This is a genomic window from Alcanivorax hongdengensis A-11-3, assembly GCF_000300995.1.
In the GTDB taxonomy this organism is placed as follows: Bacteria; Pseudomonadota; Gammaproteobacteria; order Pseudomonadales; family Alcanivoracaceae; genus Alcanivorax; species Alcanivorax hongdengensis.
On record NZ_AMRJ01000011.1, the window covers coordinates 54,158 to 73,280 of the forward strand.

A 19,123-nucleotide genomic window follows, 5' to 3' on the forward strand; every position below is an offset into this window, starting at 1 on the left:
GGTGCCCCAGCGTCGTCTGCAGGAATTGATCCAGGCGCTGCGCGGCGCCGGCCTGCGCATTTCCCCCGCGGAAGCCACCGAAGCCATGCAGGCGGCGGCGTTGATTGGCTATCGGCACCGCGATCGACTGGAGTCGGCGTTGGCGGTGACCCTGGTCAAACGCCAGCAGGACCAGTTGGCGTTTGCCGAGACCTTTGCCCGCTTTTTTTCCCTGTCCGCTGCGCACGCCGATGACGCTGACAACACGGCGTCCCCCGGTGAGGCGGATCAAGCGTCGATGCCGGCGCCCGCGGCCAAACGCGATGACCCGGCCCTGCTGGCACAGTCGCCACAGCAGCTGCAGCAGCAAATGGCGGAAGCGGCGGCGCAGATGGATTTCACTGCCATGGAAGTGATTACCCAGCAGGGGCTGTTTACCCGACGACTGCTGATGAGCATGGGCATGGGGGCGGTGGACGAACGCATTCTCCAGCTTGATCAGGGGGATGGCCGCGATCAGGCCCATGCCGGGCAGTTGCGTCAGTGGCGCCAGCAGGTCCGCGCGCAGGCCGCCGCGCTGGTGCGCCGCCAGTTCCAGTTGCACGGTGCCGGCAAGGGTCGCGCCCTGCGCGAGCAAACCATGCGCGAGGTGCCGTTTCGGCAGTTGCGTGAGTTTCGGGATACCCGGGCGCTGGTGCGCAAGATGGCTCGCCGTCTGGCCAGCCTGCATCAGCGCCGAATGCGCCGCAGTCGACGCGGTCTGCTGGATGCCCGACGTACGCTGGTGGCCTCGGTTCGCAACGATGGGGTTCCGGCGCGGTTGTTCTGGCGTCAGCGTCCGCGGCGCAAGAGCCGGGTCATGGTGATCTGTGATGTGTCCAGTTCGGTGCGTGAGCCGGCCCGCTTTCTGCTGCAGTTTCTTTATGCCATGACCGATGTGTTGCCGCGGGTGCGCAGCTTTGCCTTTGCCTCACGGCTGGAAGAAATCACGGATGACTTTGCCGACTACCGGCCGGAAGTGGCGGTGGGGCGCATCCTTGACCGGGTGTCGGGCAGTGGGACCGATTATGGCAGCATGTTCGAAACGTTCTGGCAGCGCTGCGAAAAGCAGCTGGACAGCAACACCACGGTGATCGTGCTCGGTGATGCCCGCAATAACTACCTGCCCGATGGCGCCGAAACCCTGGCGCAGATCCGCCGGCGGGTGAAGCAGGTCTGGTGGTTGAATCCGGAGGCGCCGTCGCGCTGGAACAGCGGCGATGCGGTGATGGACCGTTATCTGCCGCACTGCCGGGTGGCCCGGCAATGCGGTTCGCTCAACGACCTGGAGCGAGTGGTGGATGCATTGCTGGCCGGGCTGGATCGCTAGCTCGCCATCCCCGCATCCCCACGCAGCACCTGCTGCAGGGCCTGCTGTAGGCGCGCCAGATTCACCGGTTTGGCGATATGGCCGACCATGCCGGCATCGTGGCAGGCGTGGATCTTGTCGGGCACGGCGTGGGCGGTGAGGGCAATGATCGGTGTCCAGGCCAGCCGCTCTTCCTGCTGCAGCTTGATGATGCGTCTGGAGGTTTCGAAGCCGTCCATATCCGGCATTTCGCAGTCCATCAGGATCAGGTCGAAGGTTTCTTTCGGGTTGGACAGCAGTACGGCAATGGCCTCCATGCCGCTTTCCGCCACCTCGGTGTGATAGCCGAGTTTCTTGCACAGGCCTTCGGCCACCATCAGGTTGATATGATTGTCATCCACGATCAGTAGCCGGTAATTACCGGGGGTAACCGTGGGGGTGCTGGCGGTGCTGGCCACCGGTGAGGCTGGCTGGTTGTCGGCAAGAGGCAGGGGCAGGCGAAACCAGAAGCGCGAGCCACGATGGGTTTCGCTGTCCACACCGATTTCTCCACCCATGATTTCCACCAGTTGCCGGCAGATGGCCAGGCCCAGGCCGGTGCCGCCGTAGCGTCGGCTGGTGGAGCTGTCGCCTTGCTGAAAGTAGTCGAACAGCTGGCCCAGCTGTTCCTGGCTGATGCCGATGCCGCTGTCTTCCACCTCGAACATGACATAGTCACTGTTGTTGGCGTCGCGCTGCGCGCGCACCGTGATGCGGCCGTTGTCGGTGAATTTCACAGCATTGCTGATCAGGTTGACGAGAATCTGTCGCAGGCGAACCGGGTCGCCCACGCAGCGGTCCCCCAGGGCCTCATCCAGCTCGCAGGTCAGCGTGTTGGAATGCACGTGGGCCCGATGCTCGAACAGGGCCGTGGACTCGTGGATCAGTGTCGGCAGCTCGAAGCGGGTTTCCTCGATGGGCATCTTGCCGGCTTCAATGCGCGAATAATCGAGAATGTCGTTGATCAGGTTGAGCAGGCTGTTACCGGACTGTTCGATCACGTTCAGGTTGTGGCGTTGGTCGTGGTCCAGTTGCGAGGCCTTGAGCATGTCCACGGTGCCGATGATGCCGTTCAGGGGGGTGCGAATTTCATGGCTCATGACGGCCAGGAATTCACTGCGGGCACTGAGGGCGGCATTGAGCTCGCGGGTGCGCTCGGCCACCCGTTGTTCCAGGGCGTCGGTGGCTTCTTTCTGGATGCGGGTATTTTCCGTCTTCAACACGGTCATACGATTGGCCAGCGCGAAAGACAGTAATAACGCCTCGGCCACCACGCCCAGTTGCATGGCATTCTCCATGAACCAGTTACCCTCGATCACCTGGAAGGTTTTAAGAATGTAGGCCACCGTGGCCAGGCCGATGGTGGCAAATGCCAGCAGAAAGTAGCGCGCCGGGGTATAGCCGCGGTAGAGCAGAAAGAGCGCCAGGCCGCTGGCGATGAAGGCCCAGGGAAGAACGATGGCGGTGCTGGCCTGAATAAAGAAATGAAAATCCACCAGGCTCAGGGGGGCCGCAATAAAGAGCCCGATGGCAATGCGATTGAGCCAGCGGTGCAGCCGCGGCAGCCGGGTTTTCAGCTCCAGAAACTGGGCAGAGAAAAGCAGCGAAAACGCCAATGTCAGCAGATTGAGCACGGGCAGTGAGTAATGATTCCACCAGGTGGCCTCTGGCCAGAGCCACTGGTAGCTGAGCCCTTCGCGGGTAAAGAGGTTGAGGCCGAAGCAGCCCAGGTAGAGCACATAGAACAGATAGCCCACATCACGGATCGACATGAAGATCAGCAGATTGAACAGACACATGATGGCGATAGAGCCAAAGTAGAGCCCGTTGAGCAACGTCAGCTCGTTGTCCTGTTGGGACAGGGCGGAGGGCGTCATCAGCTCCACCGGCATTTCAATGACGTTTTCGCCCTGGGCCCGCATCAGCACATAGCGGCCCTGCTGCTTGGGCAGCTGTAGCGGGATGACCAGCTGGTGATGGGGTAGCGGGCGTTCACTGAAAGGGATGCGGTCACCCAGTCGCATGTGTTCAAGCTGCTGGCGCTGCGGGTTGAACAGATAGACATCCAGATAGTCGAGATGGGGGCGCGCCGCCCGCAAAAACCAGAACGGCAGGGCGCTGCGATTATCCAGTTTGAGCAGAAACCACTGGTAACCGTCGAGAAAGCCCAGGGAGGGGTAGTTCATGTCCAGCGACTGCCCCTGGCCGGCCAGCAGGGCATTGAGCGCCATGGCCGGGCTCAGGGCGTAGTTCGGGTCACTCAGCCACTGCACCTGCGGTGAGGCCACATAGGTATGCTGCTGATCGTTCAACGTCAGCGCCTGGCTGTGGCCGGCCATGGCCAGCAGGCACAGGTAGACCCACCCCAAAATAGTGACACGTCCCTTTGACATTCCCGGTCCTGTTGTTCTGTTAAGTGTGACGGGGTTCCCCCCGCTGACGGTGCGCCGGTTCCGGTTATTCTGGCATTTTACAGAATTTACCGGAACAGCCGGAACAAGACGACAAATGGTGTCTCGAAATCGGTGACGAAACGGAAAAGGAGTATTTCATGAAGGTCACGATTCTGCGCAATGCCGTGCTGTTTTCCTGTTCTCTGGTCATGGCCCAGGGCGTTTATGCTGCGGGCCCCTACATTGGCGGCAGCTACAGCCAGATCCAGTACGACAACGAGGAATACGATACCGACACCCTGAAAATCGATTCGGCCACGGTACAGGCCGGGGTGGATATCACCGATTTCCTGGCCATCGAGGCCCGCGGGGGGCTGGGTTTTGACAAGGACTCCAAAGGCATTGCCGACTTCAAGATGGACCACCTCTACGGGGGCTACCTGAAGCTGGCGGCGCCGCTCAGTGAGGTAGTGCGCCCCTATGTGATCGGCGGCTATACCAAGGTGAAAGGTTCCGTGGAAGCCAACGGCACGGTCGCCGGCGTGGACTATTCCGTTGATGAGGATCGCACCTTCGAGGATCAGTCCTACGGCGGTGGCCTGGATTTCAACCTCACCGATACCCTGGGCGCCAATCTGGAATACATGCGCTACGTGGACAAGGATGACGAGGAGATTTCCGGCATCAGCGTGGGCCTGCGCTCCGCATTCTGATCGCCGTCTGGCAATGCGCCCGGGTTACTCCCGGGCGTTGTCCAGGGCCCGCTCCAGATTGGGCCGGAATGCCGTATTCACCCCCAGCTTCATCATGGTCCAGTAGTGGCCGCTGATGACCCTCTCCACCAGCAGTGAGCGCGACGACGGCTGGAACTTGAGCAACTGTTCCAGAGGCGTGCGTTTGACCTGCCGCATGATGTCCTTGTGCAGCTCGGCCCGGGCAAAGTCATAGGGCGTATCTCCGAACGCACGCAGCAGCAAATCGATCCAGGTGGCATAGAACTGATCGTTGACCGTGGTGCCGGCCTTGCGCGCGCCCAGTGCCTGCAGGTGCTGATCGAGTTCGGCCCAATGCTGACCCATGGCGGCCATGACGATATTTCGCAGCAGCTCGGTATCCTGGGCATTGAGCCGTTTTACCGCCCCGAAGTCATACATGACGATGGTGCCATCAGGCCGGAAGGCAAAGTTGCCCGGGTGCGGGTCGCAATGGACCGCGCGCAGGGCAAAGATCTGCTCGCCCAGCGCATCGAACAGCCGCTCGCCGAGCTGGTTGCGGGTCTGCTGGTCAAAACCGTGCGCGTCGTCCACCTGGTCCAGCGGCGTGCCTTCTTCCAGGCTCAACGTCAGTACCTTTTCGCTGGACAGATCATCGTAGACACGGGGGATGATCAGCCAGGGCTGATGCTGGTGGAATTCACGGAAGTGCGCCAGATTGCCGGCTTCCTGGCGGTAATCCAGCTCTTCCTGGAGCTGATTGCGGATTTCCCGGAACACCGCTTCCAGGGCCTGTTCATCGACTTTCAGCAAACTGCCAAGGCGCAGGATCCGCCGCAGGTGTTTCATGTCCGAATCAATGGATTCCTTGACCGCCGGGTACTGAACCTTGACCACCACGGTATCGCCGTCCGGCGTGACCGCCCGGTGCACCTGGCCGATGGAGGCCGCCGCGAAAGGCGTCTGTTCAAACTCGCGGAACAGGCTGTCCAGCTCGCCGCCCAGTTCCTTTTCCAGCTGGCGGCGGATCACATGAAAGGGCATGGGCGCGGAGGCGTTCTGCAATACTTTCAGCTGTTCGCTGATCTGGGCGGGCAGAATGTCCTGCATCTGCGAGGCGATCTGGCCCACCTTCATCACCGCGCCTTTCATTTCACCCAGGGTGGCCGCCACTTCCCGGCCAATGTGTTCCATCAGCTTGTCGCGGCTGGCGGCGCTGGCGTCGGCGGACTGGAACAGGCTTTTCACCTGATGGCCCGCGACTCGCGTGGCAATGGACGTGGTCATGCCGGTCAGCCGCATGAGGCGGCCGGCGGTGGTGGTCGGGCGTTTGCGTGGGCGGCGGTCAGCCATGGTCTGTCCTCGTTTGTGACTCTACAAGGCTAGACCGGCGACCCGGGACTGTACATGGTACAAGCAGGCCATTTGCCGCGTTTTTATGGCCGATAAAGAAAAAAGGGGCCCGTGAAGGGCCCCGAAAGGAGAGTACTACAGAAAGGGAACTGTCAGGCTTAGCCGCGCTTTTCGCCCGCCGCTACCAGCTCGTTGAACAGCTTTTCGCTTTCTTCACGAGCGGTGGCTACGGCGCCCAGACCGGCCAGCACAAATTCGTTGGTTTCGTCAGCTTTTTCGCCGCGCTCTTTCTTGCCGGCGGCAACAAACTTCTCATACAGCTCCTGACGTTTTTCCGGAGCGGTTTCCAGCAGGCTGCGGGCGCTTTCCAGCAGGCCGCGACCGGCCAGCAGGGCCTTGGATTTGCCTTCGGCGCTGTCGCCATAGGCTTCGGTACCGGCTTCCACGTACTTACTGTACAGCTCTTCAGAGCTTTCTTCTGCCTTGTCATAAGCGCCCAGGCCAGCCAGGTACAGTTTGTTGCCCAGGTCTTTGGCGCGGTTTACCAGCGTTTCGCTTTGTTCGCGGAGGTCTTTCAGCTCGCCCATGATATTCTTCCCTCATTGATTCCGGTGAATGTGGAGCCAATCCGGCTCCCGGTTGCTACAAGAGGTAACAACAGCACTAAGGGTAGAGGGGAGAGCGGGGTAGAGGCTGGGCAGCTGTCTGACAATTGGACATGTGGATCGTCAGTGCTGTGATATCCGTCAAAGTCTGTACGCCAATTTATCCATGGTCGTTATTTATTCGCAGGCGTAGACTGACTAAAAAAGACTGGACCGGCAGAGAGTGAATAATGATAGAAAAATTTATTGCCAAGGTGCCCACCCGAATCTGGTCGGAAGGCCGTCCACCGCGGGCACGCCAGTGGGAAAGTGAATTCAATGTGGCGTCCTGGGTGCGGGTTGGCGGTGCCGCCGGTCAGGTGCAGTTGGTGGTGCGCTACATGGACGACAAGAATGACCACGCCGTGCTCGTGGACACCGCCGACGTGGGTGGCGACGGCAGTGCCCTGCTTTCCGGTATGGTGCGTCTGCGTTTTACCGATGCGGTGGAGCAGGTGCAGATTTCCCTGCGCCTGGCCGATGCATCCATGACCCATATCGTCGAAGAGTTGTTCATGCAGCGACGGGGAGCGGCCCTGCGTCCCGGCGACAAGCTGATCTCCAATTACTGATATCGCAAAAAAAGCGCGTCAGCCCTGACGGCTGACGCATTGCGGAAAACTCTCCAGCCCGGATTGCGCGGATGCGCTCCGGGTTTCTTTTGTCTGGCTGTCGTCGTCGGCCGGTTGTATCAGTGATTCCGGCCAGCTCTGGAAATCCAGGCCGGTGAGCCGGTTCAGGTTTTCCAGCGCCGCGTCAGGGCGCACACGTTGCAGCGGAACGATTTTGCTCATGACATTTGCCTCGCCATTTTGACAAGAGCAAAAGCGAGAAGCATGCCAGTTTTTGCATCGACTCTCCGGTCTTTTAAATCAATGAGTTACCGGTTGCCTGTGAGACCTGTGTCACAGTCGATGGCGTGCTGCGGCAGCATGTGACAATTTCGGTAAGTCAGTCCAGAAAGAAATCCGGCAGCAGCTGGCTGTCATCCAGATCGGCATCCACCCGGTAGCCGCTAAAATCCTGGACCCCCGTGTTTCTCAGCACCTCTTCATCAATGAAGAAATTGCCACTGCAGGCCTGTTTGTCCTGGCAGAGGATGGCGTGGGCGGCGTCAGCCATGATTTCCGGCTGGCGGGCGGCTTTCACGGTAGAGGCGCCCCCCAGCTGGTTTTGTACCGCCGCGGTATTGATTACGGTTTTCGGCCACAGCGCATTGACGGCCACTTTGCCTTTGTACTCTTCGGCCATGCCCAGCACGCACAGGCTCATGCCGTATTTGGCCATGGTGTAGGCCACATGGGGCCCGAACCAGCGCGGTGACAGGTTGAGCGGTGGCGCCAGGTTGAGTATGTGCGGGTTGTCCGCCTTGCGCAGATGGGGCAGGCACAGTTTGCTGGCCATGAAGGTGCCACGACTGTTGATCTGGTGCATCAGGTCGTAGGACTTCATGGTGGTGGCTTCGGTGCCGGTCAGTGCGATGGCGCTGGCGTTGTTAACCAGAATATCAATGCCGCCGAAGGTCTCCAGAGCCTGGTCGATGGCCGCCTGAAGCTGATCCTCGAAACGCAGGTCGCCGACACACACCAGCGCCTGGCCGCCGGCTTCGCGGACGGCATCGGCCGCGGTGTAAAGCGTGCCGGGCAGTTTGGGGTGGGGCTCAGTGGTCTTGGCGAACAGGACGATATTGGCGCCATCCCGGGCCGCACGGACCGCAATGGCCTTGCCGATGCCCCGGCTGGCGCCGCTGATAAAGAGGGTTTTGCCTTTCAGTGAAGGGCTGCTCATGGTGTCTCTCCCGGTGTTTTTTTCAAATCCAGCAAACCAAGCAAGCGCTTGGTTTGCGCCAAGTAAACAAGAGTCACTTGTCAGCATCAAGTGGTGGCGGTATCTTCTTGGTTTTGTCGGTCATTTGGGGCCATGCCCCGGCAGGACGATAAGTATGACAATTCTCAAGATGGACCCGTCCGAGTATGCCATCTCGGCGGAGTATCTGGCCTTGCTGCTGGAGGTGCTGGGCCGGCGCAAGATTGCCCCGGAGGCGGTGCTGGATGGCACCGATATCGCGCCGGGCAGCTGGCGCGACCCGCAGATGCGTATCACCGCCCGTGATTACGAAAAGGTGGTGGAACGTGCCGTGGCGCTCACCGGCGAGCCCTGGCTGGGCTGGGAACTGGGGGCGTCAATGACGCTGTCGTCCCACGGCTTTCTGGGCTATGCGGCCATGAGCAGTGCCACCCTGGGCGAGGCGCTGGATCTGGCGGTGAAGTATTTCCGTACCCGAACCACCCTCGTCCAGCTGGAAGTGTTCCAGGATGGCGACCACGCGGTGCTGCAGATTGACGAAATGCTGGCTCTGGGTGTGCTGGCGCCGATGATGATGGAGAGTCTGTTTTCCAGTTTCCACTTCATGGGCATGAAGTTGCTGCCGGACATGGAGATTATCGGTGAGCTGCGGTTCTCCTACCCGGAGCCCGATTACTTCCAGTCACTGCGCCCGTTGATTCCGGTGCCGGTCTATTTCGACTGTGCCACCAACCAGATGCGCTTCCCCGTCGAGCGACTCAATTATTCCCTGCGCTTTGCCGATCCGCGTCTGGCACGGATGGCGGCGGCCCAGTGCGAGCAGGAAATGGCCTCCATCAAGGCACCGCCGGCGCTGCTCGGCAAAGTGCGGCGGATCATTCTCAGTGGCGCCGGACGTTTCCCGGGGGTGGATGAAGTGGCTACCGAGATGCACATGTCGTCGCGGACGCTCAAGCGCAAGCTGCAGCAACTGGGGACCAGTTACCAGACGGTGCTGGATGACCTGCGCAAGGGACTGGCGGTGGAATATCTCACCCAGTCGGACAAGACCGTGGATGAAATCGCCATGGCCCTGGGTTACTCCGACGCCTCCAACTTTGCCCGTGCCTTCCGTCGCTGGACTCAGCGCAGCCCCTCGGATTACCGTCAGTAACCGCCGGGCAGCAGGGTCAGGATGGCGCCGGCCAGGGGGGCCCAGCAGCAGAAAAAGGGTACTGATAAAGCCGATCAGGAAGCCCTTGCCACGTTGGCAGGGCTCGTCCAGGTAATGATTGAAATAGCGTTGGCGGCCGATAATGAACAGCAGGCCGACGCCGGCGGCCAGGTGGGGTTCCAGAAACCCGCCGCACAGCCACAGAGCGGGCAGGAAAATAACCCGCTGCTCCCCTGGTACTTGACCCGGGCCCGGCCGACCATAAAGCTGAACAGCGTACACTGAAGCAGCGCGATGATGGTGGTGATGGCAATTCAGGCCATGGCCGGGCCTGCCCCTGTGTTGTTATTTCTATTATTTGCATATCGATATTGTCTGATATAACTGCTATCGCCGGCGGTTGCTGCTGCCAAGGAGTTTTGCCGATGACCTCTCTGCATCCCCGTCTTGCCCAGGATACCCGCCCGGTGGCGGAAACCGACCTGTGCTGGGTGCGTTACATGAACGACCAGCGTTTTGCCTGGCTGGTGGTAGTGCCCAAGCGGGAGGGGCTGCGTGAATGGCATCATCTGCCCGTTGCCGAGCAACAGGCATTACTGGCCCTGGTCAATGATCTGGCCGGCCAGCTGGAGCGGCTGACCGGTGCCGACAAGATGAACCTGGGGGCGCTGGGCAATATGGTGCCCCAGTTGCATATTCACATCATTGCCCGTTTTGAGGGCGACCCCTGCTGGCCGGGGCCGGTCTGGGGCCAGGGGCAGCCCGAACCCTGGGCCGAGGATGAGGCACCCGCCTGGCTGACGCCGCTTACCGTGGAGGCATGATGCAGGATCTGTTGCCGGTAACCGTGCAGTGCCCCCATTGCTGGGAAGCCATCGAGGTCCTGGTGGACCCATCGGTGAGCGAACAGGAGTACGTGGAAGATTGCCAGGTGTGCTGTCGCCCCCTGCTTTTCACCGTACAGGTGCCCTATGGTGGGGGTGAGCCGATGGTGGATGTACGACCGGAAAATGACTAGGGAGTGATCGGGGATGCTGCTACCGGGGATCTTTATCGTGCTGGTGTTTGCCTACGGCCTGCTGTCACGGCGGCTGGAGGGCTCGCTGCTGACAGCCCCCATGCTGTTTACCCTGGCCGGCATGCTGGTGGCGGCGCTGCTGACCCCAACCCTGGCCATGGAGTCCGGTGGTCATTTGTTTCTGACGGTGTCGGAGCTGACGCTGGTGTTGCTGTTGTTCAGTGATGCCTGCCACACCAATCTGCGCGAATTTCGCCGCGACGGCATGCTGTCGGCCCGCCTGTTGTCCGTGGGCATGTTGCTGACGATTCTGCTGGGCGCGGTGCTTGCCTGGCTACTGTTTCCGTCTTTGGGGCTCTGGTACGCGGCCATCGTTGCCACCATCCTGGCGCCCACGGATGCCGGGCTGGGCCAGGTAATTGTCAGCAGTGACAGGGTGCCGGAAAAGGTGCGCGAAACACTGAATGTGGAGGCGGGCCTCAATGACGGCTTGAGCGTGCCCCTGTTGCTGTTCTTCATCGTCATGACCGGAGTGCATGGGGTCAGCAGCCAGGGTGTGTTGTTGCAATACGTGATTGAACAACTGGGTTACGGGGCTCTGGTCGGTCTGGTGATCGGTGGTGGTGGCGGCCTGTTGCTGGACGCCTCCCGGCGCCGGGGCTGGTTGTCCGAGGATGGCGAGCAGATGGCGGTGTTGTCCCTGCCGGTCATGGCGTTACTGCTGGCGGAGGCGGTGGCGGCCAGCATGTTCATTGCTGCCTTTGTGGCGGGCCTGGCTCTGCAATGGCGTTATCGGCCGCGCAGTCGGGAAGGGCGCTTCCATGGCCTGCTTGGCGAATGGCTGAGCTACTCGGTGTTCTTCCTGTTCGGCCTGCTGGTGGTGGGTGCGATGGCGTCGTTGCGTTGGGAGTATCTGCTTTACGGACTGTTGAGCCTGACGTTGATTCGCATCGTGCCGGTGATGATGGCGCTGCTGGGAAGCGGGTTGAGCGCACGTCAGCGACTGTTCATGGGCTGGTTCGGCCCGCGCGGACTGGCTTCCATCGTGCTGGGGCTGGTGTTTCTCGAACAGCACGGCAGTGGTGAGCGAGTCTCGCTGATTGGCCAGCTGGTGGTGGCCACGGTGCTGCTCAGCATCTTCCTGCACGGGTTGACCGCCAGCCCGGGGATCCGCTGGCTCAACCGGGATCGTTAGGGCTGGCGGTCCAGGTGGCCCAAAGGCCGGTCCGGGCAGATCACATCCCGGACCCGCCGTTTCAATTCGACAATGTCCGGAAAGCCGCCGTCACGCTTGCGTTCCCAGATCTGCACGTCATTGGCATGGATCTCGAAGAGGCCGCCGGTGCCGGGGCGCAGAGCCACTTCCTCCAGTTCATCGCTGAAGGTGCTGAGCAGCTCTTGAGCATACCAACTACTCCTGAGCAGCCAGTGGCACTGGCTGCAATAGTGAATACGGACTCGTCCGCCAGCCATTACGGATTGTCGTTGCCGGCCAGAAAGGCCTGCATCTTGGGATCATTGAGCAGGCGGGTAAGGGCACCGCTGAGGATGTCGTTGACCATCTTCTGGTTACGCCCGGCGGAGGGGGTAAACGGCACATCGTTGACCACACTGCTCTTGTAGGTGCCAGTGTGGATCACGTCCCCGCGGGACGCTTCCGCCAGCAGATTCAGATTGAGGGTCACTTCGTTAACCACGGAGCCGTCCTCGGGGATGTAATCGAGCTGTTCCAGGCGCACCTCCAGGCGGGTGGCATCCGGGCCCGGATTGAAGGCGTTGAAACCCTGCTCCTGTAAACCCTGGCGTACCGCCTGGGCAATGGCGTCCTTGACGTCATTGGCGGGGCGCACCAGGGCGGTTTCCTTGTAGACACCGCCACGGGTGCCAAAGGCTTGCTGGTCGCGTGAATCCACGGCGATCACCTGGACCGGCTGGTTGTGGCCGACATTGGCCGTCTGCACATCCGCTTTCGGGGAAACATCAATCTGCTGGGGGCTCAGTGCACAGGCCGAGGCCAGTGCACACAACAGAGTCAGAGTCAGGGCGCGCAACATGGGGCTCTCCTTGTGTTGGCGTGAGTGTCAGTAGGTACGCTGCAGGGACTCGTTGGCCAGCCTGACCAGGGCGTCCTTGTAGGGGGAGTCCGGTACCTGTGCCAGGGCGTCCAGGGCCAGATGAGTCTGCTCGTCGGCCTTGTCGATGGTGTATTGCAGACCACCGCTGGCGCGAACGGTTTCAACGATTTCCTGCAGATGCTCCAGGCCGCCACTGCGAATGGCATCACGGATCAGCCTGGCCTGCTCCGCCGAACCGTTGTTGATGGTATAGATCAGCGGCAGGGTGGGTTTGCCCTCGGCCAGGTCATCGCCCACGTTCTTGCCCAATGCATCGGCATCGCCCTGGTAGTCCAGCACATCATCAATCAGCTGGAAGGCGATGCCCAGGTGGCGGCCATAGCGGGTGAAGGCTTCCACATGGTCATTGCCGTCGGTGGCACCCAGGACCGCACCGGTTTCCGCCGCAGATTCGAACATCTTGGCGGTCTTGTGGTGGATCACCCGCATGTAGTTCTGTTCGGTGGTGTTGGGGTCACGCACGTTGATGAGCTGTAGCACCTCCCCTTCGGAGATGGTGTTGGTGCTCTGGGAGAAGATCTCAAGCAGGCGCGGGTGCTGCAGGGCGACCATCAGCTGCAGGGCCCGGGAAATCAGGAAGTCCCCCACCAGCACGCTGGCGGCATTGCCCCAGACCGCGTTGACCGTGGGCCGGCCCCGGCGCAGGTTGGACTCGTCCACCACATCGTCATGCAGCAGGGTGGCGGTGTGCAGGAACTCGATGACGGCGGCCACATCAATGTGCTGCTGGCCGGTATAGCCGGAAGCGCGGGCGGCCAGAATCGACACCAGTGGACGCAGGCGCTTGCCACCGGACTGGACAATATAGTCGCCCACTTCGCGGATCAGCGGCACATTGGAGTCCAGGTGGTGGTTGATAAAGGCGTTAACGGCCTCGAAGTCGTCATCGACGACGGAATAAATTGCCTTGAAATCCATGCACTTGAGTCCAAGTAGAAGGTGGGCGCAACAGCGGGCAATGCTAACAGGGGTTCCCGGCCAGTCAAGGTAACCGAAAGGGCAGTGAGGTCAGGGTCAAGACCGCGTGCAAAGTCTTGTGTTGACTGGGCGCATGGCGTAAACTCCGCGTCCCAATTTCATCCTCTGCCTGGCCCGCAAGTGGTGATTCGATCACCCGCCTGAGTGGAGTTGTGCTGGAGCACGCAAATGTACGCAGTAATCAAAACCGGTGGCAAGCAGTATCGCGTTGAGGAAGGCGATGTTGTGCGCATCGAGAAAATTGAAGTGGCCACCGGCGAATCCGTGGATTTCGACCAGGTGCTGCTGGTAGCCAACGGCGACGACGTGAAAGTCGGCCAGCCGGTTGTGGATGGCGCCAAGGTTACCGCGGAAGTGCTGGAGCAAGGTCGTCACAAGAAAGTGAAGATCGTCAAGTTCCGTCGTCGCAAGCACTCCCGCAAGCAACAGGGTCACCGTCAGTGGTACACGGCGGTGAAAATCACCGGGATCCAGGGCTGATCCTTAGACATTAATAGAGAGGATTGAGACATGGCACATAAAAAAGCCGGTGGTAGTACTCGTAACGGTCGCGATTCGGAAAGTAAACGCCTTGGCGTGAAGCGCTTCGGTGGCCAGCTGGTTAACGCCGGCGAAATCATCGTGCGTCAGCGCGGCACCCGTTTTCACGCTGGCGTCAATGCCGGCATCGGCAAGGACCACACCATCTTTGCCAAGGAAACCGGTCGCGTTAAGTTCGAGACCAAAGGTCCGCTCAGCCGCAAGTATGTGGTGATCGAGCCTGTGGCCTGATCCTGACGGATCAAAAAAAGCCCCGCGAGGCTCGGCCCGCGGGGCTTTTTTGTATCAGGCGTTTGCTGCGCTGATACCGTAGAATGCCCATTATCCTGTTGAGAGTGTCTGTTCCATGCAATTTGTCGATGAAGCCACCATTGATATCCAGGCCGGCAAGGGCGGCGATGGCTGTCTGAGCTTCCGGCGCGAGAAGTACGTGGAGTTCGGCGGCCCGGACGGCGGTGACGGCGGCGCCGGAGGTCACGTTTTCGTGGAGGCGGACAGCAACCTCAATACCCTGGTGGATTACCGTTACGAGCGCATGTTCAAGGCCCGTAACGGCGAGCCGGGCAAGGGCCGCCAGATGACCGGAAAATCCGCCGACGATGTGGTGCTGAAAGTGCCGGTGGGCACCACCGTGGTGGATCTGGAAACCGACGAGGTGCTGGCGGATCTCACCGAAGAGGGCAAACCGGTGATGTTGGCCCGCGGTGGTCGCGGCGGCCTGGGCAATGTGCACTTCAAGAGTAGTGTCACCCAGGCGCCCCGGCGTACCACCAAGGGCACTCCGGGTGAGGCGCGCCGTGTGCGGCTGGAGCTCAAGGTGCTGGCGGATGTGGGGTTGCTGGGCATGCCCAATGCCGGCAAGAGCACCCTGATTCGCGCCATTTCCGCGGCCAAGCCGAAGGTGGCCGATTATCCCTTTACCACCCTGGTACCTAACCTGGGCGTGGTGAAAGCCGACCGGCACCGCAGTTTTGTGGTGGCCGATATTCCCGGCCTGATCGAAGGGGCGGCCGACGGCGCCGGCCTGGGCATCCGTTTTCTCAAGCACCTGGCGCGCACCCGTCTGCTGTTGCACGTGGTGGACCTGGACCCCATGGACGGCTCTGACCCGGCCAATGCCATTGATGCCATTGCCGACGAGCTGGATCGCTTCTCGCCGGCCCTGGCCGAGCAGGAGCGCTGGCTGGTATTCAACAAGATCGACCTGCTGGCCGATGACGAGGCCGAACAGCGGGTGACGGCCATTGTCGAGGAGCTGGGCTGGCAGGGGCCGGTATTCCGTATTTCCGCCGCCGCCGGCGTGGGTTGTGAAGAGCTGGTCTATGCGCTGATGAACGCCATCGAGGATCGTCGTCGGCTGGAGCAGGAAGACCCGGAATATGCTGCAACCCAGAAGGCCCTGCGTGACCGGCTGGAAGAAGAGGCCCGCGAGAAGGTTCAGGAACTCAAGGCCGAGGCCCGTCGTGCGCGCCAGAACCGTGATGATGACGACGATGATGATGACGATCACGATGTGGAGATCGTCTACGAACCGTAAATCCGTGTAGGGCGGCAAAGGGCGAATGCCCATCTCCGCCGTTACCGCTTGGCTGGCGGAGATTGGCTGGCGCCAATTTCCGCCCTACGGAACCTGTAAGGAGCGAAGGTGGCAGATCGCCAGCGTTGGGTAATCAAGATCGGCAGTGCCCTGCTCACCAATGATGGCAGGGGGCTCGATTGCGCGCTGATGCAGGCCTGGGTGGATCGCATGGTTGCCCTGCGTGAGCGCGGTATTGATGTGGTGATCGTATCCTCCGGGGCGGTGGCCGAGGGCATGACCCGACTGGGCTGGCAGCAACGTCCGGATTCCGTGCACGAATTGCAGGCCGCCGCCGCCGTGGGGCAGATGGGGCTGGTGCAGGCCTGGGAATCCCGCTTCCAGAAACACCAGCTGCATACCGCCCAGGTGTTGCTCACCCATGATGACCTGTCTGATCGCAAGCGTTACCTCAATGCCCGCTCCACCCTGTTGACTCTGCTGGGGTTTGGGGTGGTGCCGGTGGTCAACGAGAACGATACCGTGGTCACCGATGAAATCCGTTTTGGTGATAACGACACCCTGGCGGCGCTGGTGGCCAACCTGATCGAGGCGGACCATTTGCTGATTCTCACCGACCAGGACGGTCTGTTCGATGCGGACCCGCGTAGTAACCCCCAGGCGCAACTGATTCGCGAAGCGCAGGCTTCCGACCCCCGTATTGCCCGTGTGGCCGGCGGTGGTGGCCTGCTGGGGCGTGGCGGCATGGCCACCAAGGTGCGAGCCGGCAAGCTGGCGGCCCGATCCGGGGCGGTGACCACCATTGCCTCCGGCCGCAGCCCCGAAGTGCTGATCGAGTTGGCCGATGGGCGAGGGCCCGGCACCACGCTGCTGCCGGATACGTCGCCCATGAATGCCCGCAAGCAGTGGCTGGCCGGCCATCTGCAAATGCGTGGACGCCTGGTGCTGGATGAGGGGGCCGTGCGTCGTGTGCGCGAGGGCGGCTCGAGCCTGTTGCCGGTGGGGGTGACGGATGTCTTCGGCCAGTTTTCCCGGGGTGAGATGGTGGCCTGTGAGGATGCCGCCGGGCAGCGCATTGCCTGTGGTCTGGTCAACTATGATGCGGCGGATGCGCGTCGGCTATGTGGCAGGAAAAGCGGCGAGATTGCCGACGTGCTGGGGTTCATGAACGAGGAAGAGCTGATCCACCGGGATAACATGGTGGTATTTGAGGAGGTCGGGCGTCTGATGCCGGACGACTGACCTTGCCCCCGGGTTTTGTCTGTTCTTCCCGATACCGGGGCACTGGATTATTGGGCGGCGCCCGACGTCCGACCATAAAAAAACCGGCCTGTGGCCGGTTTTTTTATGTCCAACGCGAAGGCGAAGATCAGGCAGCCATGGCCTTGATCTTGGCATTCAGACGGCTCTTGTGACGAGCTGCCTTGTTGGGGTGAAACTTGCCCTTGCGGGTGGCTTTGTCCAGCACAGACACCGCTTGGTTATATGCTTCCTGGGCGGTACCTTGGTCGCCGGACGCAATAGCCGCGTTCACCTTCTTCAGGTACGTACGCACCATGGAGCGCATCGCTGCATTGTGCTGGCGGCGCTGTTCCGCCTGACGCGCACGCTTGCGTGCTTGCGGTGAGTTAGCCAAGGTCCTGCTCCTATCAATCGATTATCAACGTAGAGTGGCCGCGAGCGGCCGGTGCGAAGGTTGTTTGTTCAAAAAACATCCGCACCACGGTCTAAAGACGCGCAACTATGCCGATCCGGCACTGGATTGTCAATGGGGAAATGGCGCCAATGCTGGCGAATCGGCAAGCCTTTCGCTACCCTTGCCCGGTTACCCGGCGTGGCCCGATTTCACTGGCCCGCGACTCCCCAGATTGATTGCTCCGGACAGCAAGGACACCCATGACTGACACGCCGGAAGTAAAGGCAAAACGCGGCGGCCTGCTGGCCTCCACCGCCGTGGTGGCGTCCATGACCATGCTGTCGCGGGTGCTGGGCCTGGTCCGGGATGTGGTGATCGCCCGCATGCTGGGCGCCTCCGCCGGCGCCGACGCCTTTTTCGTGGCGCTCAAGATTCCCAATTTCATGCGCCGGCTGTTTGCCGAAGGGGCCTTCAACCAGGCTTTCGTGCCGGTGCTCAGTGAATATCGCAGCCAGGGCTCGCTGGCCGCCACCAAGCTGCTGGTGGACCGGGTAGCCGGGACCCTGGGCGGGGTGCTGGTGCTGGTGACGCTGCTTGGGGTGCTGGCGGCGCCGGGCTTCATCTGGCTGTTTGCTCCCGGGTTTGGTGATGATCCGCACAAGCGGGCGCTGGCGGTGGAAATGCTGCGCCTGACCTTTCCCTATCTGCTCTTTATAGCCCTGACAGCCTTTGCCGGTGGCATTCTCAATACCTGGAACCGCTTCGCGGTACCGGCCTTTACCCCGGTGCTGTTGAACCTGAGCCTGATCGGTTGCGCCCTGTTCCTGACACCGTATTTCGCCGATGACCGCATGGCGGTGGCACTGGCCTGGGGGGTGCTGATTGCCGGGGTGGTGCAGCTGTTGTTCCAGTTGCCGTTTCTGGCCCGGCTGAATCTGCTGCCGGTGCCGCGCATGGCCTGGCAGGACCCGGGGGTGCGCAAGATCATGCGGCTGATGGCTCCGGCCCTGTTTGGGGCGTCGGTGTACCAGCTCAATTCCCTCATCAATACCATTCTGGCGTCGCTGCTGCAGACCGGCTCGGTGACCTGGCTCTATTACACCGACCGCCTGATCGAGCTGCCGCTGGGGATTTTTGCCGTGGCCATTGGCACGGTGATTCTGCCCAGCCTGTCGAAAAAGCACGCCGAGGCGTCCACCGAGGCTTTCTCGCGCACCCTGGACTGGGCTATCCGCCTGGTGCTTTTGATTGGTCTGCCGGCGGCGCTGGCCTTGCTGGCGCTGGCCGAGCCGCTGCTATCGACCCTGTTCCAGTACGGCGAGTTTTCCGCCTTCGATGTGACCATGACCGCGGCCTCCCTGCGCGCCTACAGTGCCGGCTTGCTGGCGGCCATGCTGATCAAGGTGTTGGCGCCGGGTTTCTATGCGCGCCAGGACACGCGCTCGCCGGTGCGTATCGGTATTCTCGCCATGGTCGCCAATATGGCACTGGGCGCTACGCTGGTGTGGCGCTGGCACCATGTGGGTCTGGCCGGGGCCATGGCACTTTCCGCCTGGTTGAACGCGGCGTTGCTCTACCGTGGCCTGCGCAAGAGCGGCGTCTATCAGCCGCAGCCGGGCTGGGCCATGCACTGGTTGCGCATGCTGGCTGCGGGCCTGACCATGGCCGGTGCGACCTGGTGGATCAGTCAGCAGACCCGGGTCTGGGATCAGGGGGGCGTTTGGCTGCGGGTGGGCTGGCTCGGTGCGGTGATCGCCGCTGGCCTGCTGATTTATCTGCTGGTGCTGGTGCTGTTGGGGCTGCGCATACGCCATCTGCGCCGCTGACCATACAATTCGCCCGCCGGGCCTG

At 61.4% G+C, this 19,123-nt stretch carries 21 protein-coding genes and 1 pseudogene; 12 read left to right on the plus strand and 10 right to left on the minus strand.

Annotated elements, in window-relative coordinates:
* Position 1 precedes the first annotated feature (1 nt).
* On the plus strand, positions 2-1,348 hold the full coding sequence (locus A11A3_RS08585; protein WP_008928894.1) for a VWA domain-containing protein: 1,347 nt from the start codon (positions 2-4) through the stop codon (positions 1,346-1,348).
* Here the strand turns inward: A11A3_RS08585 and A11A3_RS08590 are convergent.
* On the minus strand, positions 1,345-3,759 hold the full coding sequence (locus A11A3_RS08590; protein WP_040296942.1) for a hybrid sensor histidine kinase/response regulator: 2,415 nt from the start codon (positions 3,757-3,759) through the stop codon (positions 1,345-1,347). The genes A11A3_RS08585 and A11A3_RS08590 overlap by 4 nt on opposite strands.
* Positions 3,760-3,917: 158 nt before the next feature.
* Between A11A3_RS08590 and A11A3_RS08595 the strand changes: the two genes are divergently transcribed.
* Positions 3,918-4,472, plus strand: coding sequence for a porin family protein (locus tag A11A3_RS08595; protein ID WP_008928896.1), 555 nt, complete (start codon positions 3,918-3,920; stop codon positions 4,470-4,472).
* A gap of 24 nt (positions 4,473-4,496) precedes the next feature.
* Here A11A3_RS08595 and A11A3_RS08600 read toward each other — a convergent pair whose 3' ends face one another.
* Both A11A3_RS08600 and A11A3_RS08605 read right to left on the minus strand, forming a co-directional pair.
* Positions 4,497-5,825, minus strand: coding sequence for an ABC1 kinase family protein (locus A11A3_RS08600; protein WP_008928897.1), 1,329 nt, complete (start codon positions 5,823-5,825; stop codon positions 4,497-4,499).
* 158 nt (positions 5,826-5,983) lie between these two features.
* The gene (locus tag A11A3_RS08605) at positions 5,984-6,412 is read right to left on the minus strand and encodes a phasin family protein (RefSeq protein WP_008928898.1); all 429 of its coding nucleotides are present in this window, start codon (positions 6,410-6,412) and stop codon (positions 5,984-5,986) included.
* A gap of 248 nt (positions 6,413-6,660) precedes the next feature.
* Between A11A3_RS08605 and A11A3_RS08610 the strand changes: the two genes are divergently transcribed.
* Positions 6,661-7,041 (plus strand): hypothetical protein, encoded by a 381-nt coding sequence (locus A11A3_RS08610; RefSeq protein WP_008928899.1) that lies wholly within the window; start codon positions 6,661-6,663, stop codon positions 7,039-7,041.
* Positions 7,042-7,059: 18 nt separating this feature from the next.
* Here A11A3_RS08610 and A11A3_RS08615 read toward each other — a convergent pair whose 3' ends face one another.
* Together A11A3_RS08615 and A11A3_RS08620 are read right to left on the minus strand one after the other, a co-directional pair.
* Positions 7,060-7,263, minus strand: a complete 204-nt coding sequence (locus A11A3_RS08615; RefSeq protein WP_008928900.1) for a hypothetical protein — start codon at positions 7,261-7,263, stop codon at positions 7,060-7,062.
* 157 nt (positions 7,264-7,420) lie between these two features.
* Positions 7,421-8,257, minus strand: coding sequence for an SDR family oxidoreductase (locus A11A3_RS08620; protein ID WP_008928901.1), 837 nt, complete (start codon positions 8,255-8,257; stop codon positions 7,421-7,423).
* A gap of 154 nt (positions 8,258-8,411) precedes the next feature.
* Between A11A3_RS08620 and A11A3_RS08625 the strand changes: the two genes are divergently transcribed.
* A complete protein-coding gene (locus A11A3_RS08625; protein ID WP_008928902.1) occupies positions 8,412-9,428 on the plus strand; it encodes an AraC family transcriptional regulator in 1,017 nt (338 codons plus the stop codon).
* Between the two features lie 102 nt (positions 9,429-9,530).
* Here A11A3_RS08625 and A11A3_RS18225 read toward each other — a convergent pair.
* Positions 9,531-9,710, minus strand: a pseudogene (locus tag A11A3_RS18225) (hypothetical protein); the annotation flags it as partial.
* A gap of 143 nt (positions 9,711-9,853) precedes the next feature.
* Here A11A3_RS18225 and A11A3_RS08635 point away from each other — a divergent pair.
* From A11A3_RS08635 to A11A3_RS08645, 3 genes are read left to right on the plus strand one after another with little or no spacing between them, the layout of a single operon-like run.
* On the plus strand, positions 9,854-10,252 hold the full coding sequence (locus tag A11A3_RS08635; RefSeq protein ID WP_008928904.1) for an HIT family protein: 399 nt from the start codon (positions 9,854-9,856) through the stop codon (positions 10,250-10,252).
* On the plus strand, positions 10,252-10,446 hold the full coding sequence (locus A11A3_RS08640; protein ID WP_008928905.1) for a CPXCG motif-containing cysteine-rich protein: 195 nt from the start codon (positions 10,252-10,254) through the stop codon (positions 10,444-10,446). Before A11A3_RS08635 ends, A11A3_RS08640 begins: the two co-directional genes overlap by 1 nt.
* A gap of 13 nt (positions 10,447-10,459) precedes the next feature.
* Positions 10,460-11,641 (plus strand): cation:proton antiporter, encoded by a 1,182-nt coding sequence (locus A11A3_RS08645; protein WP_008928906.1) that lies wholly within the window; start codon positions 10,460-10,462, stop codon positions 11,639-11,641.
* Here the strand turns inward: A11A3_RS08645 and A11A3_RS08650 are convergent.
* Genes A11A3_RS08650 through A11A3_RS08660 form a run of 3 tightly spaced genes read right to left on the minus strand, consistent with a single transcriptional unit; the run spans position 11,638 to position 13,499 of the window.
* Positions 11,638-11,919 carry an Rdx family protein gene (locus tag A11A3_RS08650; RefSeq protein WP_008928907.1) on the minus strand — a complete coding sequence of 94 codons (282 nt, stop codon included), beginning with the start codon at positions 11,917-11,919 and terminating at the stop codon, positions 11,638-11,640. The two genes, A11A3_RS08645 and A11A3_RS08650, sit on opposite strands and share 4 nt — an antisense overlap.
* The gene (locus A11A3_RS08655) at positions 11,919-12,500 is read right to left on the minus strand and encodes a YajG family lipoprotein (RefSeq protein ID WP_008928908.1); all 582 of its coding nucleotides are present in this window, start codon (positions 12,498-12,500) and stop codon (positions 11,919-11,921) included. Before A11A3_RS08655 ends, A11A3_RS08650 begins: the two co-directional genes overlap by 1 nt.
* 27 nt (positions 12,501-12,527) lie before the next feature.
* Positions 12,528-13,499 (minus strand): polyprenyl synthetase family protein, encoded by a 972-nt coding sequence (locus tag A11A3_RS08660; RefSeq protein WP_008928909.1) that lies wholly within the window; start codon positions 13,497-13,499, stop codon positions 12,528-12,530.
* A gap of 228 nt (positions 13,500-13,727) precedes the next feature.
* Here A11A3_RS08660 and rplU point away from each other — a divergent pair, with 228 nt between their 5' ends.
* From rplU to proB, 4 genes are all read left to right on the plus strand, one after another.
* Complete coding sequence (gene rplU / locus A11A3_RS08665) at positions 13,728-14,039, plus strand: 50S ribosomal protein L21 (RefSeq protein WP_008928910.1); 312 nt, start codon at positions 13,728-13,730, stop codon at positions 14,037-14,039.
* 30 nt (positions 14,040-14,069) lie between these two features.
* The gene (rpmA, locus tag A11A3_RS08670; RefSeq protein ID WP_008928911.1) at positions 14,070-14,330 is read left to right on the plus strand and encodes a 50S ribosomal protein L27; all 261 of its coding nucleotides are present in this window, start codon (positions 14,070-14,072) and stop codon (positions 14,328-14,330) included.
* 115 nt (positions 14,331-14,445) lie between these two features.
* A complete protein-coding gene (cgtA, locus tag A11A3_RS08675) occupies positions 14,446-15,636 on the plus strand; it encodes an Obg family GTPase CgtA (protein ID WP_008928912.1) in 1,191 nt (396 codons plus the stop codon).
* A gap of 108 nt (positions 15,637-15,744) precedes the next feature.
* On the plus strand, positions 15,745-16,878 hold the full coding sequence (gene proB, locus A11A3_RS08680) for a glutamate 5-kinase (RefSeq protein ID WP_008928913.1): 1,134 nt from the start codon (positions 15,745-15,747) through the stop codon (positions 16,876-16,878).
* A 127-nt stretch (positions 16,879-17,005) separates the two neighbouring features.
* Here the strand turns inward: proB and rpsT are convergent, their stop codons facing one another.
* The gene (rpsT, locus tag A11A3_RS08685; protein ID WP_008928914.1) at positions 17,006-17,272 is read right to left on the minus strand and encodes a 30S ribosomal protein S20; all 267 of its coding nucleotides are present in this window, start codon (positions 17,270-17,272) and stop codon (positions 17,006-17,008) included.
* Positions 17,273-17,532: 260 nt separating this feature from the next.
* Between rpsT and murJ the strand changes: the two genes are divergently transcribed.
* A complete protein-coding gene (gene murJ, locus A11A3_RS08690; RefSeq protein ID WP_008928915.1) occupies positions 17,533-19,098 on the plus strand; it encodes a murein biosynthesis integral membrane protein MurJ in 1,566 nt (521 codons plus the stop codon).
* Positions 19,099-19,123 lie beyond the last annotated feature (25 nt).

What these genes read in the sequence shown, in the direction of transcription:
- A11A3_RS08625 (WP_008928902.1), top strand. Translation starts at nt 8,412, where the DNA reads ATGACAATTCTCAAGATGGACCCGTCCGAGTATGCCATCTCGGCGGAG.
- murJ (WP_008928915.1), top strand. Translation starts at nt 17,533, where the DNA reads ATGACTGACACGCCGGAAGTAAAGGCAAAACGCGGCGGCCTGCTGGCC.
- rpmA (WP_008928911.1), top strand. Translation starts at nt 14,070, where the DNA reads ATGGCACATAAAAAAGCCGGTGGTAGTACTCGTAACGGTCGCGATTCG.
- A11A3_RS08590 (WP_040296942.1), bottom strand. Translation starts at nt 3,759, where the DNA reads ATGTCAAAGGGACGTGTCACTATTTTGGGGTGGGTCTACCTGTGCCTG.
- A11A3_RS08650 (WP_008928907.1), bottom strand. Translation starts at nt 11,919, where the DNA reads ATGGCTGGCGGACGAGTCCGTATTCACTATTGCAGCCAGTGCCACTGG.
- A11A3_RS08605 (WP_008928898.1), bottom strand. Translation starts at nt 6,412, where the DNA reads ATGGGCGAGCTGAAAGACCTCCGCGAACAAAGCGAAACGCTGGTAAAC.
- cgtA (WP_008928912.1), top strand. Translation starts at nt 14,446, where the DNA reads ATGCAATTTGTCGATGAAGCCACCATTGATATCCAGGCCGGCAAGGGC.
- A11A3_RS08655 (WP_008928908.1), bottom strand. Translation starts at nt 12,500, where the DNA reads ATGTTGCGCGCCCTGACTCTGACTCTGTTGTGTGCACTGGCCTCGGCC.
- rplU (WP_008928910.1), top strand. Translation starts at nt 13,728, where the DNA reads ATGTACGCAGTAATCAAAACCGGTGGCAAGCAGTATCGCGTTGAGGAA.
- A11A3_RS08635 (WP_008928904.1), top strand. Translation starts at nt 9,854, where the DNA reads ATGACCTCTCTGCATCCCCGTCTTGCCCAGGATACCCGCCCGGTGGCG.
- A11A3_RS08595 (WP_008928896.1), top strand. Translation starts at nt 3,918, where the DNA reads ATGAAGGTCACGATTCTGCGCAATGCCGTGCTGTTTTCCTGTTCTCTG.
- A11A3_RS08660 (WP_008928909.1), bottom strand. Translation starts at nt 13,499, where the DNA reads ATGGATTTCAAGGCAATTTATTCCGTCGTCGATGACGACTTCGAGGCC.
- A11A3_RS08620 (WP_008928901.1), bottom strand. Translation starts at nt 8,257, where the DNA reads ATGAGCAGCCCTTCACTGAAAGGCAAAACCCTCTTTATCAGCGGCGCC.
- A11A3_RS08600 (WP_008928897.1), bottom strand. Translation starts at nt 5,825, where the DNA reads ATGGCTGACCGCCGCCCACGCAAACGCCCGACCACCACCGCCGGCCGC.
- A11A3_RS08645 (WP_008928906.1), top strand. Translation starts at nt 10,460, where the DNA reads ATGCTGCTACCGGGGATCTTTATCGTGCTGGTGTTTGCCTACGGCCTG.
- A11A3_RS08610 (WP_008928899.1), top strand. Translation starts at nt 6,661, where the DNA reads ATGATAGAAAAATTTATTGCCAAGGTGCCCACCCGAATCTGGTCGGAA.
- A11A3_RS08615 (WP_008928900.1), bottom strand. Translation starts at nt 7,263, where the DNA reads ATGAGCAAAATCGTTCCGCTGCAACGTGTGCGCCCTGACGCGGCGCTG.
- A11A3_RS08640 (WP_008928905.1), top strand. Translation starts at nt 10,252, where the DNA reads ATGCAGGATCTGTTGCCGGTAACCGTGCAGTGCCCCCATTGCTGGGAA.